The following is a 13,981-nucleotide window of genomic DNA, read 5'->3' on the forward strand; positions in this document are numbered from 1 at the left end:
TATCTTAAATGAAAAACAGAAAAAGTGTATTGATATATGTCAAGATACACACATTAAACTACTTTATACCCGGCTGCGGTTTGTACCAGTTTTTCTTCTTTCAGCAGTTTGGCGATATTGCGAGAGAGCGTTTCAGCGGTCATACCCAGTATGGAAGCTATCTCATATTGTTTGAGGTCCAAAGCCAGCTTAGGGTTTTTCTGGTAAAAATTCAATACTTTTTCTTTTGAAGTTGCGGCAAGGTTGAAATGTATATTTTGCTGGAGAAGCTCGATCTTTTCAAGCAGGGAGTGGATGATCTGATAAGCAAGTCCGGGATGACTGAGAAGAAAACTTTCAAAATCATCAAGCGGAATTTTCAGAATGGAGCCATCTGTCTGGAACCTCGCTGATGATGGCAGTGGGGTCTTTCTCAGTGTAGCTGCCTCTGCAAGCAGTGCATACCGGTTGAAGTATCCGATCACGACCTCGTTCCCCTTGCTGTCATGCTTGTAGATGCTCACTACCCCGTCGATCAATATCATCAGGTTCTGGCTCATCTCTCCCTGTGTAAAAACGAGCGAATCTTTAGGATAATCAGAGATGTGTGCGACCCCTGCAAGTTCACCGAGTTCTTTGTCATCCAGTGTAGCAAACAACTTGATCTGCTTAAGAATATCTAGAATAGTCTGTTTTTGCATAAGGCACCTTGAATTTGTTTAGGTTTGATAAAGAGACTTTGAGATCGCTCAGGGTTATGTATGACCGATAGATAAATGAATTATATCATAACTCCATTCTCCTCTCCTGTCACAGTTTCAGTCTTGGGGAGATAAAGCGCAAAAGCAGGACGTATTGACTTATATCAATATACTTTTTTACACTTCTATACTATAATTGAGAAAAAGGAGTCGTTATGGCAATTATTTATGCGGAACAGCTGGAGTATATGAGTGTTGAAGAGATGCAGAAGACACATGAGGATGAAATCAACATCATCAATGAGATCGATAAGCTTGCCCTGGGGTACCAAAGAGGCACAGTTGAACTCGCCGAGCTGGAAAAGAAACTGGATGAGTATATCGACCATGTGAAAGCGCACTTCGCCAATGAAGAGCGCTTGATGCGAACCTATAAATTTCCCGCTTATGAGATGCATAAAATGGCCCATGATATGTTCCTGATGGACCTTCAGCAGGCCACAAGGCAGTGGAAAGAGTTCGGAGATATCAAGAAGATCATTCACTTTATAGGCAAAACACCTGAATGGATCGCTATGCACGTCAATTCGGTAGATGCACCGACAGCAGATTTCCTTGCGAGAAAAATGGAAAACAGTGACGCATAGAATATAGACCAAAAGGCATCAAGAGAACCTCTCCCCTCCACTGTGTAGTGCCTTTGCTCTTCCACCTCTGAGGAGGTCCAACGGATGACCTCGATCATTAAATCCTGACCATCATTTTCCACAGATATTTTAGGGATACATGCTACAATATAAAAATGGCCGATACAAGTCAGCGTTGCAGCTGGAAGGTACTGCGTTCATCTTGTGATCACTTAACAGACAATAGAGTATATGAACTTTTTTACCGACAACTAAAGGAGTATGATCATGACAGAGCATTCAACGATGACCGTTGATGGGAATGAAGCCGTTGCGATGGTGGCACACAACCTCAACGAGGTCATTGCCATCTACCCTATCACCCCCTCCTCTCCCATGGGTGAGTTCTCCGATATTTACAGTGCAAAAGGACAGAAGAACATTTTCGGTACCGTGCCTGAGGTCTATGAGATGCAAAGCGAAGGAGGTGCCAGCGGCGCCGTGCACGGTGCACTGCAGGCAGGCGCGCTGACCACTACCTTTACCGCTTCCCAGGGACTGCTGCTGATGATACCCAACATGTACAAGATCGCCGGTGAGCTCACCTCTACGGTTTTTCACGTTGCCTCCCGCTCCCTTGCCGCACAGGGACTTTCCATCTTCGGGGACCATCAGGATGTGATGGGAGTCAGACAGACCGGATTTGCCCTGCTCGCCTCGGGTTCTGTACAGGAAGCACATGATTTTGCGCTGATCGCCCAGGCGGCCACTTTACAGGGACGCATTCCCTTTTTACATTTTTTTGACGGATTTCGCACCTCCCATGAGGTCAGCCGGATCGAAAAACTCTCTGATGACGTACTCAAAGCCATGATCAATCCTGATCTGGTCGAGGCACACCGTAAACGGGGACTCACTCCGGATAAACCTGTGCTTCGAGGTACCTCACAGAACCCCGATGTCTATTTTCAGGGACGCGAAAGTGTCAACAAGTATTATCTGGCACTGCCGAAGATCCTGCAGGAGCAGATGGATGCCTTTGGCGAATTGACAGGAAGAGCATACCGGCTTTTTGAGTATGTCGGTGCCGAAGATGCCCAGAGGGTTATCGTACTGATGGGGTCAGGCACCCAGGCCGTAGAAGAGACTGTCCACTACCTGAACGCTCAGGGCGGAAAAGTGGGCTTGATAAAGGTGCGGTTGGCACTCCCTTTTGCCATCGAAGCATTCATCGAGGCACTGCCGAGATCGGTACGCTCGATCGCGGTGCTCGACCGTACGAAAGAATCAGGAAGCCTCGGTGAACCCTTGTACCATGATGTCGTTTCCGCACTCTTTGAACAGCGTGCGGCACTCCCTTTTGAGCTGCCGACCGTCATAGGGGGACGCTACGGTCTCTCCTCCAAAGAGTTCACTCCCGCCATGATCCTTGCCATCTACCAGGAACTTTCCAAAGCCTCTCCTAAAAACCACTTCACCATCGGTATCGACGATGATGTCACCCATACATCGCTGGAGTATGATCAGGAGTTCATCCTGAAAAACCCCGGGCAGTTCCAGGCGCTGTTCTATGGACTCGGTTCGGACGGCACCGTAGGGGCGAACAAGAACACGATCAAGATCATAGGAGAAGAGACAGAGTATTATGCACAGGGGTATTTTGTCTATGACTCCAAAAAATCGGGTTCCATGACCACCTCCCATCTGCGTTTCGGTCCCGATCCCATACGGTCGAGTTACCTGATACAGGAAGCCGATTTTATCGCCGTGCACCAGGCTGTTTTCCTTGAAAAACTCGACCTGCTTGAGAGGGCCAAACCCGGTGCCGTTTTTCTGCTAAACACGCCGCATAGCAAAGAGGAAGTATGGCAGCATCTGCCCCGCGCAACCCAGGAGCATATCATCTCTAAAGGGCTGAAGTTTTATGTCATTGATGCCTACAGCGTAGCAAAAGCCAGCAATATGGGATCACGGATCAATACCATCATGCAGACCTGCTTCTTTGCCATCAGCGGTATCCTTCCCAGAGAGGAAGCCATTGATAAAATAAAAAAATCGATCCAGAAAACCTACGGGAAGAAAGGGGATGTGATCGTGGAGATGAACTTTGCGGCTGTCGACAACACGCTGGAGCATCTCCATGAAGTTGCTGTCCCTGGCAAAGCGGAAAGTACCCGGGAGCTTCAGCCGGCGCTCAAGGGGGTACTGACCCCGTTCATTTCCGAAGTGATCGGCAAAATGACCGTGTACAAGGGAGACGCACTTTCGGTATCGCAGATCCCTGATGACGGGACCTGGCCGACAGGGACCACACAGTACGAAAAGCGGAACATCGCCCATGAAGTGCCTGTCTGGGACCCTGACACCTGTATCCAGTGCAACAAATGTGTCTCTGCCTGCCCCCACTCTGTCATACGCTCGAATGTTTTTGATGTCTCCTTTATGGATGAGGCGCCTGAAGGGTTTGTCTCCAAAATTGCCAAAGGGAAGAAATTCGGTGAGAACGATCGTTTCAATATCTCCGTAGCGGTCGAGGACTGTACGGGCTGTTCGCTATGCACGGAAGTATGCCCTGCCAAAAACAAATCTCAGACCAACCTCAAAGCGATCAATATGACGCCGCTTTCGGACATCAAAGAGCAGAAGATCGCGCAGTGGGAATACTTTACTTCGCTGCCGAAGATAGAGCGTTCGAAACTTGACCATGATGACCTGAAAGAGTCACAGTTCCTTGAACCGCTCTTTGAGTTCAGCGGTGCCTGTGCGGGATGTGGCGAGACCCCCTATATCAAACTTGCTACACAGCTTTTCGGTGACAGGATGGTCGTCGCCAACGCCACAGGATGCAGTTCCATCTACGGAGGGAACCTTCCTACCACGCCATGGAGAAAAAATGATGCGGGACGCGGACCGGCATGGTCCAATTCGCTCTTTGAGGACAATGCGGAATTCGGGCTTGGGTTCCGCCTCTCTATCGATAGCCGCAGGGACCATGCCCGCAGCCTGCTGGAAGGTCTGCAAAAAGGTCTGAAGGAGACCCTTGACAAGACCCTGGTAGAAGCCATACTGAATGCTCCCCAGAACACTGAAACTGAGATCAACGAACAGAGAGAGCGGGTTGAACTGCTCAGATCTGCCCTCGCCAGCCTTGAAAGCAGCGCAGCAAAAGAGCTGTTGAAAATAACAGATTACCTTGTCAAGAAATCCGTCTGGATCATCGGCGGGGATGGCTGGGCCTATGATATCGGCTATGGCGGGCTCGACCATGTGCTTGCCAGCGGAAAGAATGTCAACATCCTGGTGCTCGATACCCAAGTCTACTCCAATACCGGCGGCCAGCAGTCCAAGGCCACCTTGACCGGTGCCGTGGCGAAGTTCGCTGCTGACGGAAAAGCAGGCGTGCCAAAAGATCTCGCTGCCATGGCCATCAATTACGAAAATGTCTATGTCGCAAAGGTCGCATTGGGTGCGAACGACAAAGCCACGGTCAAAGCCTTTGTGGAAGCGGAACGCTATGACGGTCCATCGATCATCATCGCCTATTCGCACTGTGTGGCCCACGGCTATGATCTGAAATACGGTTTTGACCAGCAGAAACGTGCTGTTGACAGCGGTCTATGGCCGATCTTCCGCTTTAACCCGGACAGGATCAAAGAGGGAGAAAATCCGATGACACTTGACTACAAAGGTCCCAAAATAGATGTCAAGGATTTTATGTACCGTGAGACCCGGTTCAAAATGGCCGAGAAGATGAATGCCGCTTCTGCAGGGTCCTACCTGAAAACCGCGGCGCACACGGCCCAGTCTCTCTACAAACGGTATCAAAACCTGCATGAATATTATCAGCCGACACAGAAGGAGGTCTGACCATGGAACTGACTACGACGCATTTGGGACTCGCATTGAAAAATCCCCTGATCGCCAGTGCTTCGCCTTTGACGGCATCGCTTGACAGCATAAAGAGACTCGAGGAGCACGGCATAGCCGCGGTGATCATGCATTCGCTCTTCGAAGAGGAGATCAACCACGAGATCCACCAGATCGACCACTTTCTGCAACTTCACAGCAATGCCAATGCGGAAGCGACCAGCTATCTGCCCAGTGAAGTGGATTTTGACAATCTCCACTCCGAACAGTACCTTGAAGAGATCCAAAGGACCAAAGAGGCGATAGAGATACCGCTCATCGCCAGTCTCAACGGTGTCTCGGCAGGCGGATGGGTCAAATACGCCCAAAAACTGCAGGAGGCCGGTGCGGACGCTCTGGAGCTTAACATCACCTACATCCCCACCTCCATCGATATGGAGGGACATACGGTGGAGCAGATGTATGTCAATACCATAGCGCAGGTAAAAAAACATATTTCCATCCCCCTCAATGTCAAAATGAACGCCTATTTTTCAAGCCCTGCCAATATGGCCAAACGTTTTGTCGAGGCCGGGGCAAACGGTCTGACCATTTTTGACAACCCCGCACGTGTCGATGTGGACCTTGAACTCCTCACCCCTTTGCAGCGTGCCAACATCACCAGCTCTGCCAACGTGAGTGAGACCTTGCGGTGGTGCGCGATCCTCTATAAAAAACTTTTCTGTTCTCTCTGTGCGGGGACGGGGATCCACACTGCCGAGGATGTCCTCAAAGCCGTGATGAGCGGCGCGGATGCAGTGGCACTGGCTTCGGTCCTCCTGACCAAAGGGGAAGCCGAGGCGGCCGTGATACTCAATGGGATCACCCAATGGATGCAGGAACACGAATACGACTCCATCTCGCAGATGAAAGGAAGCATCTCTCTGGCCCATACCGATAATCCGGATGCCTATGAGCGCAACTCCTATATGTATGCCCTGCAGCAGTATCGCCGTTAGCAAGAGCATAGAGACATAGAAAAGCTCAGATGATAGACTTTATTCAGGACCATGAAAATCTATTGCTTGGTCTGGCCGCCATATCGTTCCTGGTATTCATCACCTCACTGCTGCTTATCCCGTGGATAGTGACCAAAATACCCTCGGATTATTTTACGCATCCAAAACGTCAAAAGTATCTGTGGGATGATCAGCCGAATATCCTACGGTATCTATTTGTATTCCTGAAAAATGTATTGGGTGTGATGCTTGTGCTGGGAGGGTTCACCCTGCTGTTCTTGCCGGGCCAGGGAATAGTTACCATGATGATAGGACTGCTGATCATGGATTTCCCCTACAAATACAGGGTTGAAACCTGGATCATCAAACACCCGGTTGTGCTAAGATCTATCAACCGGTTACGCAAGAAAGCAAAGCAACCTCCCCTGGAGATATAGCTGTAGCACCGGGGAAAGAGTGTTTTTACTTTTGGGAAATAAGAATATTACTGCTTCAGAGCATTTTCGCGAAGCTCTTTCAGCTTCTTCTGATACTCCTCTTCATCACCGTATGACAAGAACTCCTCATAATACGGATGCTGCGCTACGACCTTCTTCGCATGTTTGATAGGACAGAAGAAAAGTTCGGTTCTTCCTGCAACGGCTGAAGCATAGAGCATGAGCCCGTTAAAGTAGGAGCAGTATAGGCAGTTGAGCTTTTCGATCGGGTTCAAATAGCCAAGATAGCGGTGGTCGAAATGCATATAGTCGCTTCGTTTGATCAGCTCAAATTTATAGATCCTGAAGATCACTTGCTGAAATACAAAGAGTATGATGTCCAAAAGTACAGCGGGGAGGATCATCGCATAGATGATAGGAGAGCTAAGCAGATGCAAAAGAGGCACTTCCCTGAACCAGGTCAAAAGATTTTTCATGTTCTCTCTTTGCTTGGCCAAAACCTCCTGCTCGAATGTCACATAGCCGTTTTTGATCTGATAGGAGATGTGCCCCTCCTGCTTGTCGATCTCTTCTGCAAGCTTCAGCTTCATGGCATCTATCTCTTCTATGATCTCTCTGATCTTGTTATTCATGGGTACCCTTCCTCTTTCAAATTTTCTCACTGAACATCTCAGACGATATTATACATAGTTAACGCAATAGTTGGATGATGGATCTTTAGCTCACGGCATAGTGTAGATCAGCCGGTCAGACAGGGTCAGGAGACAGAAAACTTCTTTCTAAAGAGCTTTGCCCCGTCTTTACTCGATTCTATCTGGTCTGAAATATCCTGGAATGAAAAACGCAGCTTGCTCTGTTCTATCGTTTCCATCTCTTTGATCTTGTTGATGTTGATCAGGTAGGAGCGGTGTATACGCACAAAATCATGGTCCAGCAGTTTGCTCTCAAGGTCGGATATCTTGTCCGGATAGTAGGAGAAGCCTTTGGCAGAGCGCAGCATCACTTCGCTCAGGTCGGCTTTGACATAGTAGATATCTTCGGGCTTCAACAGATAGTAGTTCTCCCCGTTCTTGCTAAGAAGACGGAAGTTTTTATCTTGCTTGGCTTCCCGTTTCACGCGCTGTATGCTCTGTTCTAACTGTTCCATACTGAAAGGTTTTACCAGGTACCCTACCGCGCCTATGTCAAACGCTTTAAGCGCATGCTCTTCATAGGCGGTCTGGAAGATGATGGCCAGGTCCTCCTGCTGGTAACGCAGTTCATAGCCGAGCTCCAGGCCGCTTGTCCCGGGCATATTGATATCAAGGAGTACAAGGTCAAAATGTGCCTCTTTTACCGCTTCCATGGCACTCTGTGCATTGTCAGCCTCTACGATCTCTTCATACCCCAGTGTATGGAGCATACGTTTAAGCCTTGAAAGGGCCAGGGCTTCATCGTCAACGATCAGTATTTTCATCACAATCTCCTAAATAAAGTGTAAAAGCGGGTTTTTCTTTGTTGGTGATCTCGATGGTACCCTTGCAAAGAAGTTTCAAACGCTGGGCCAGGTTCGTAAGGCCTGTACCGAATGTGGTACTTTTCAAGGGTTTGCCGTCATTTTGAACTGTCAGCCTGTTTTCTGCCTGATCATAGCTTAAAGAGATGTTCAGTGTTCTTTTTGCGATAAAACCGTGTTTGATGGCGTTTTCCACAAGAAGCTGGATCGAAAACTTAGGTACTTCTATCCTAGGCAGAGGTTCCTCTATATGTAACTGTATCATGCCTGAAAAACGTATATTTTCCAACTCTACATAATCCCGCACGTTTCTAAGTTCGTCGCTGAGCGGTATCAGTGCCTTTTCATCCATCGTATTGCGCAGGAATGTCGAGACCTTCAGGATGGCAGCTTCCGCCTTGTCCTGGTCCTGGTGGATGAGTTCGGCGATGGAGTTCAGGGCATTGAACAGGAAATGCGGATTGAGCTGTGTTTCGAGTGACCTGAGGCGGCTTTGCACATAGTGGTGATCGACCTCTTCTTTTTCATTGCGCATCTTGACAAAACGGTAGAGCAGCGCGCCCACGATATAGGTCAGAAGACCTACAGCGATCGCAATATGCATATGATGAGTGTGAAAGAGAGGGATCAGATCTACCTGCAGGAGTTCTGCTACAGCGGTACTCAGCAAAGTACCCAAAAATCCAGAAAGAAATGAGAAAAATACGGCTAAGGGAAGCCAGAATATTTTTGAGATCTTTGGAAGGATCGTGTGGTTCATATAGGTAATAAAGACCAGCGAAAAAAGTGTAATGGAAAAACCGAGCATCGCACCGAAATATGCACCCTGTAACCACTCACGGCCCAAAAGCACATACCCCAAAGAAGAGAGGAGCGTGGCAAAAACAACACCGATGAGCAGGATGTAGAGCCAGTCAAAAGGCTTGATACGCAAAGCGATATCATACATCAAGCAGCCTTTTCAGATTGTCCACCCCAAGCATCACTCCGGGCCACCCCTGCGCGGCATAGACCGTATCACCGACATGATACAGACCCTCTATCGTAGTATCGTTCGAAGGCAGTTTTGGCAGGAAATTTTTCATAGTGATGGCATTGCCTCCAAGTTGTGAACGGTTGATATAGCGTTTGAAGCTTTTTGGTGTGGCTGCAAACTGATGCACTATTTCCTCTTCATTGATATCAAGTATATCACAGATGGACTTTATCATTTGGTTCTTTAGTTCCTCTTTTTTCACTTTGTAGGTACTTTTGTCTTCCCACCATCTGCTGTCTGTATGTATCGATGCAGTGATACTGTAATATCCCTTTTCGCTGAGCTGATCATCTTTGATATCCGAAAAGGAGACGAACACGGCATTGGAGAGACTGTGAAGATAGGTCTCATTCTGAATGAGCTGGTAGTGATGTGCATACTTCTTCCTGCTTTTAACGGTCATATAGAGCATAAAAGAGCTTTGGTGATTGTTGAGCGTTTCGTATTTTTTATAGTACCGTTTGACCTTCGTATCAGCCTGAGCAAAAAGTTTTCCGCTGTCATACACGGTAGAGTTGAGTATCACCTTTTTGGCCTTTACGGTTTCCTTTTTTGTATAAAGCGTAAAGTGGTCCGAATGGCGTTCGATCTTCAGTACCTCTGTGTTTCGCCTTACATCTTTCATCTTTGCGGTCATAGCATCAAAGATGGCTCCGAATCCGCCAGGTACATAGTGTGTTTCGTTAAATGTATACCCCAAAGAGAGTGCCGCGGTGAAGAAGTTTATATCACGTGAATGCGCCTGGGACACTATCAGTATCTGTGCCTCCAAAAACTGAAGATACTCTTCTGACATGTCTCCGTAAAAATCTTGGATGAAATCATAGGCATTGGTCCGTAAGTAACGCTGAAATTTTACCAGCAGCGGGAAAAAACTTGTAAGTGAAAGTATCTTATGCCACACACTTCTGTTACTGTAGTAATGACCATGCAGCTCATAAAACTTTCGGCCCAGGTCGTGTACCAGTGTCCAGAATTCCCTGTTTTTAGGATGGGGGTAATTCTCTTCCAAAGCCTCTAAAAATCTCTCCAGATCAGAAAAACGCGGTGTGGTCTTCCCATTCTGTATGATGATGATAGAGGGATCCGTTCTGATAACATCCGGGGTAAAGCCGAACTCATCAAAGTGTGACTTTACAATGTGCCCCTCCTGATACCCTGCAAGCGTTGTGGCACCGGTATTGTAGGCGTAGCCTCTGTGTACAAACGTAGAACTGCACCCGCCAAGATACGGCTCTTTCTCGAACAGGACGGTCTCATACCCTTTGGCATCCAGATACGCCGCAATGCTGCTGCCGCCGATACCGGAACCCACTACTGCATATTCGATCATGCTGTCTCTTTCATACTTTCATACATATTGGCGATGCACTTCACGAAGGAGGGATGGTCATTAGGGGCCTTTGAGACGCGGTACTCCTCAAACCCCAACTCCTCGGCGATCTCTCTGTACTCTACCTCCAGTTCGAATTCTGTCTCAGAGTTGTCAATGGTGAACGCGATCGGATAGATAATGACCTTTTTTTTCTTCAGACTCTTGAGCTTGTCATCCAGATACGGACGTATCCACTCCAACGGTCCCAGGCGTGACTGATAGGCGAGATGGGTCTTGTGAAAGTTCAGCCCTGCCTGCAGCAATGCCTTTCTTGCATGATAGACATTGTATTTGATATGACGCTGGTACGCATCTCCTCTGTCTATGATCTTCTGCGGTAAGCCGTGTGCCGAAAAGACCAGTTCAAACTCTTCAGCATTATCTGTTCCCAAAGTTTCCCTAATGCGCTCTACCGTCGCAGCTATGTAGTCTGGATGCTGATAATAGCTCTCAAGTGTTTTTACTTTTGCCTTGATACCCTGCTTTCTGATGCTCTCTTCCAGGTCTTCTATACTTGAAAGTGTCGTAGTACTCGAATAATGCGGATAGAGAGGGATCGCATAGATCTCATCGACATCTTTGAGCCCTTGAAGCGTGTCACTTGAATAGGGAGGCGTATAACGCATAGCCATATGTACCGTAGCGTCTATGCCTGTTTCGAGTTTTGAAATGAGTTTTTTCGTATAGTCGACCAAGGGTGATCTTCCTCCTAAAGCGGCGTAATTGCTTTTCGCTTCCCCTTTTCTCTTCCAGGTAATGAGTTTTGCTATCAGCATACGCAGGGGCTTTGGTGCAGAGATGATATGCTTGTCATTGAACATATTGTTCAAAAAGACTTCTACCTCATCCAGATTGTTCGGACCGCCCATGTTCATCAGTAAAATAGCTCGCTTCATAGTTGCCTCACTTTTTTTGTTATTCTATAAAGAAAGTGCTGCTATTGGTAGCGAAATAATGTCAATTGGTCATGAAAACTAGCTCAGCTGGTGCTTAAGGGATGCTTCTATGTCGGTATATTCAAATACGAACCCTTTTTCCTGCAGTGCAGAAGGGTAGATCTCTTTTGAACCTGTCAGCACGGAACTGGCTTCCCCATACATGATGCGCAATGCGAATTCAGGGATGGGAAGAATGGTGGGACGATGCAGTACTTTTCCCAGCGTTTTAGTAAACACATAGTTGGTCACGGGATTGGGTGAAACGGCATTGAAGACACCCGTCAGTTTTTTATCGATCACAAAGTGATAGATACGCATCAGGTCTTCCATGTCTATCCAGCTTGTCATCATCTTCCCGTTACCGATGATGCCGCCCACGCCCAGTTTGAATGGTGTTAGCATCTGTGCCAGCGCACCGCCCTCTTTTCCGAGTATCACGCCAAAGCGCAGTATGGTGGTCGGCTTCTCGCACAAACGCGCTTCTTCTTCCCACTTATGGGCAAGCTCTCCTAAAAAATCATCTGCCACCTCTGTACAGGTCTCATCACATTTTTTGTTATCGGGATAGATGCCGATGGCCGACGTAGAGATAAAGTGAGAAACATTGCTTTGATTGACTGCCGCTACGAGGCGTTCTGTACTCTCTATACGGCTTTTGAGAAGTATTTTTTTATAGGGATCGCTCCAGCGTTTGATGATGGGGGCACCGGCAAGATTGATGACGACATCGACACCTTCCAGCTTTTCGACGATCCTGGAAACATCATCATTTCTGTCAATGATGACACACTCCTTAAAGTGTTCCTGTAACGCTGTGCCTACAAACCCGCTGGCTCCTGTAAGTGCTACTTTCATCCTATCCCTTTTTGCTTACTATAGTATGCGAGTATGGACTTCCTGTGTAATCACACACGATCTGCTATAATTGTAGCTATTTTGAGTTTTATAGTTGTTTGAAGTGGTGTATGCGTTCCCATCGGGAGATATGGAACGAGGAAGTGTTAATTTTAGTGAATTCTAGTGAATTGACAAAATATTTTTTTGTATTACATCTTAACTTTTTCTAATATTCCGCTTTTTATGAAATAGGTTATTTTATTATATATATCATTTCCTACATCATCTAAAAAATGTAATTGATAACCATATTTATATAAAGCTTGAAGCTCACTTATATGGTTATCAATCCACTTTGAATATTCATTTTGTCTACTCTCAGAATATACAAATTCGCCTTTACTGTTTTTTTGTCCAACATATTTTTTTATTCGATCTATAAATTCTATCACTGTACTATTTTCATGATAATCAAAAAACTCTGTTTCATTACCATAGTTAACACCACTAGTCCTTTTGATATAAGCCAAAATAGCATCAGGATAATTATCTACTAAATCATATACTATGGAATGTGATTGTGAATCATCAACACTATTACGATGCGAATAATTTAAAATAAAATGATTTTGAATAAAACAAACTGTACTCAAGACTAAAGGTCTTAATGCATCACTACTATATCCCTTATTAATCCACTCTAAGCAATTATCCAAAACCTGTATATAAATTCGAGCATTCAACTCTTCTGTTTCTTTAATTACATTTAAAATATCTTCTAAGTAGCTTTTTAAATTATTATATTTTACATCAACAACTATAGAATAAAATAATTCTTCTATAGTTGGTTCAAAATAAAAGAATTTATTAACCGTTTTTTCTTTTACATTCTTAAATACATTAGCTTCATCTTCTTTAAACACATCACTATTCAAGATAATCACTACCTTACAATCTAATGACAATGCTAAATGAGAGATTAAGCCAAATAAATCATTTAAGTCAATTTTTTTAGATTTTCGTTCAAAATCATCTAAACAGATTACACTACCATCTTTTAATATTTCTACGGATTTTTTATCTTTAGATTTTTGATTTAATTTTTCAAAACCATCTACTAACGATTTTTCTCCAAAACTTGGAGCAAGGGAACTAATAAATGATGCACTTTTACTAATAGTATCTTCAGCAACTAAACTGTTATAAGCTTCTTTAAAAATATCATATTTTATTTCAGAGATAGATTCTTTCCCATATAAACTGACATAAACACAAGCTTTACTATCTTTTGCCAATTTATCAGATAATATAGTCTCTATCTCATTCTGCCAAAAATGTGTCTTTCCTGCACCCCAAGCGCCAGATAACATAATTGTTTTCCCGTTATTATCAGAATTCAATAAGAACCCATCTTCTGTATTGATGAGATAATCTCTTAATTCTTTAGAACTTGACATATCTATCCTTATTATTCTTAATTTCTCTTACTCAAAAATTTATCTTTTCGTATTCCCATCGAGACGGTGGGAGTTTCCACCTTTAAAAAACATAAAAAAATAAGCTATTTCATGCTATTTTGCCTCGTTTGTATAATCAAATCACCACTCAAGAGTGCAGTATAATAAAACTGTAAGAGTCGGTTGATGTAGATTGATTATCTCGTTGAAGCCGCTGTAAAATAGTGAGCCTGTG

The 13,981-nt window shown here is 45.5% G+C and carries 12 protein-coding genes; 4 read left to right on the forward strand and 8 right to left on the reverse strand.

What is annotated here, in order from left to right; translation table 11 throughout:
* Positions 1-53: 53 nt before the first annotated feature.
* Entirely contained in the window at positions 54-680 is a 627-nt protein-coding gene (locus VIM88_RS05010) for a Crp/Fnr family transcriptional regulator (RefSeq protein ID WP_331861786.1), read from the reverse strand.
* Between the two features lie 215 nt (positions 681-895).
* Here VIM88_RS05010 and VIM88_RS05015 point away from each other — a divergent pair, with 215 nt between their 5' ends.
* The 4 genes from VIM88_RS05015 (at position 896) to VIM88_RS05030 (ending at position 6,608) form a co-directional block, all read left to right on the forward strand.
* Positions 896-1,327, forward strand: a complete 432-nt coding sequence (locus tag VIM88_RS05015) for a hemerythrin family protein (protein WP_331861787.1) — start codon at positions 896-898, stop codon at positions 1,325-1,327.
* A 267-nt stretch (positions 1,328-1,594) separates the two neighbouring features.
* Entirely contained in the window at positions 1,595-5,173 is a 3,579-nt protein-coding gene (nifJ, locus tag VIM88_RS05020; protein WP_331861788.1) for a pyruvate:ferredoxin (flavodoxin) oxidoreductase, read from the forward strand.
* A gap of 2 nt (positions 5,174-5,175) precedes the next feature.
* A complete protein-coding gene (locus VIM88_RS05025) occupies positions 5,176-6,171 on the forward strand; it encodes a dihydroorotate dehydrogenase-like protein (protein ID WP_331861789.1) in 996 nt (331 codons plus the stop codon).
* A 29-nt stretch (positions 6,172-6,200) separates the two neighbouring features.
* Positions 6,201-6,608: a PGPGW domain-containing protein gene (locus tag VIM88_RS05030; RefSeq protein WP_331861790.1), complete on the forward strand. Its 408-nt coding sequence runs from the start codon at positions 6,201-6,203 to the stop codon at positions 6,606-6,608.
* A gap of 47 nt (positions 6,609-6,655) precedes the next feature.
* Here the strand turns inward: VIM88_RS05030 and VIM88_RS05035 are convergent, their stop codons facing one another.
* From VIM88_RS05035 to VIM88_RS05065, 7 genes are all read right to left on the reverse strand, one after another.
* Complete coding sequence (locus VIM88_RS05035) at positions 6,656-7,240, reverse strand: hypothetical protein (RefSeq protein ID WP_331861791.1); 585 nt, start codon at positions 7,238-7,240, stop codon at positions 6,656-6,658.
* Between the two features lie 125 nt (positions 7,241-7,365).
* Positions 7,366-8,064 carry a LytTR family DNA-binding domain-containing protein gene (locus VIM88_RS05040; RefSeq protein ID WP_331861792.1) on the reverse strand — a complete coding sequence of 233 codons (699 nt, stop codon included), beginning with the start codon at positions 8,062-8,064 and terminating at the stop codon, positions 7,366-7,368.
* Positions 8,045-9,052, reverse strand: a complete 1,008-nt coding sequence (locus VIM88_RS05045) for a sensor histidine kinase (RefSeq protein WP_331861793.1) — start codon at positions 9,050-9,052, stop codon at positions 8,045-8,047. Before VIM88_RS05045 ends, VIM88_RS05040 begins: the two co-directional genes overlap by 20 nt.
* On the reverse strand, positions 9,045-10,472 hold the full coding sequence (locus VIM88_RS05050; RefSeq protein ID WP_331861794.1) for a phytoene desaturase family protein: 1,428 nt from the start codon (positions 10,470-10,472) through the stop codon (positions 9,045-9,047). Before VIM88_RS05050 ends, VIM88_RS05045 begins: the two co-directional genes overlap by 8 nt.
* Positions 10,469-11,410 (reverse strand): ferrochelatase, encoded by a 942-nt coding sequence (gene hemH, locus VIM88_RS05055; RefSeq protein WP_331861795.1) that lies wholly within the window; start codon positions 11,408-11,410, stop codon positions 10,469-10,471. The genes VIM88_RS05050 and hemH overlap by 4 nt, the downstream gene beginning before the upstream one ends.
* Before the next feature lie 78 nt (positions 11,411-11,488).
* Positions 11,489-12,307, reverse strand: coding sequence for a TIGR01777 family oxidoreductase (locus VIM88_RS05060; RefSeq protein ID WP_331861796.1), 819 nt, complete (start codon positions 12,305-12,307; stop codon positions 11,489-11,491).
* Between the two features lie 191 nt (positions 12,308-12,498).
* Entirely contained in the window at positions 12,499-13,746 is a 1,248-nt protein-coding gene (locus tag VIM88_RS05065) for a P-loop NTPase fold protein (protein ID WP_331861797.1), read from the reverse strand.
* Positions 13,747-13,981: the final 235 nt, after the last annotated feature.

It is taken from the genome of Sulfurovum sp. (genome assembly GCF_036568385.1).
GTDB lineage: Bacteria > Campylobacterota > Campylobacteria > Campylobacterales > Sulfurovaceae > Sulfurovum.

Excerpts from the sequence above, each read along its gene's own strand:
- VIM88_RS05010 (WP_331861786.1), bottom strand. The coding sequence starts at position 680 with ATGCAAAAACAGACTATTCTAGATATTCTTAAGCAGATCAAGTTGTTT.
- VIM88_RS05015 (WP_331861787.1), top strand. The coding sequence starts at position 896 with ATGGCAATTATTTATGCGGAACAGCTGGAGTATATGAGTGTTGAAGAG.
- nifJ (WP_331861788.1), top strand. The coding sequence starts at position 1,595 with ATGACAGAGCATTCAACGATGACCGTTGATGGGAATGAAGCCGTTGCG.
- VIM88_RS05025 (WP_331861789.1), top strand. The coding sequence starts at position 5,176 with ATGGAACTGACTACGACGCATTTGGGACTCGCATTGAAAAATCCCCTG.
- VIM88_RS05030 (WP_331861790.1), top strand. The coding sequence starts at position 6,201 with ATGATAGACTTTATTCAGGACCATGAAAATCTATTGCTTGGTCTGGCC.
- VIM88_RS05035 (WP_331861791.1), bottom strand. The coding sequence starts at position 7,240 with ATGAATAACAAGATCAGAGAGATCATAGAAGAGATAGATGCCATGAAG.
- VIM88_RS05040 (WP_331861792.1), bottom strand. The coding sequence starts at position 8,064 with ATGAAAATACTGATCGTTGACGATGAAGCCCTGGCCCTTTCAAGGCTT.
- VIM88_RS05045 (WP_331861793.1), bottom strand. The coding sequence starts at position 9,052 with ATGTATGATATCGCTTTGCGTATCAAGCCTTTTGACTGGCTCTACATC.
- VIM88_RS05050 (WP_331861794.1), bottom strand. The coding sequence starts at position 10,472 with ATGATCGAATATGCAGTAGTGGGTTCCGGTATCGGCGGCAGCAGCATT.
- hemH (WP_331861795.1), bottom strand. The coding sequence starts at position 11,410 with ATGAAGCGAGCTATTTTACTGATGAACATGGGCGGTCCGAACAATCTG.
- VIM88_RS05060 (WP_331861796.1), bottom strand. The coding sequence starts at position 12,307 with ATGAAAGTAGCACTTACAGGAGCCAGCGGGTTTGTAGGCACAGCGTTA.
- VIM88_RS05065 (WP_331861797.1), bottom strand. The coding sequence starts at position 13,746 with ATGTCAAGTTCTAAAGAATTAAGAGATTATCTCATCAATACAGAAGAT.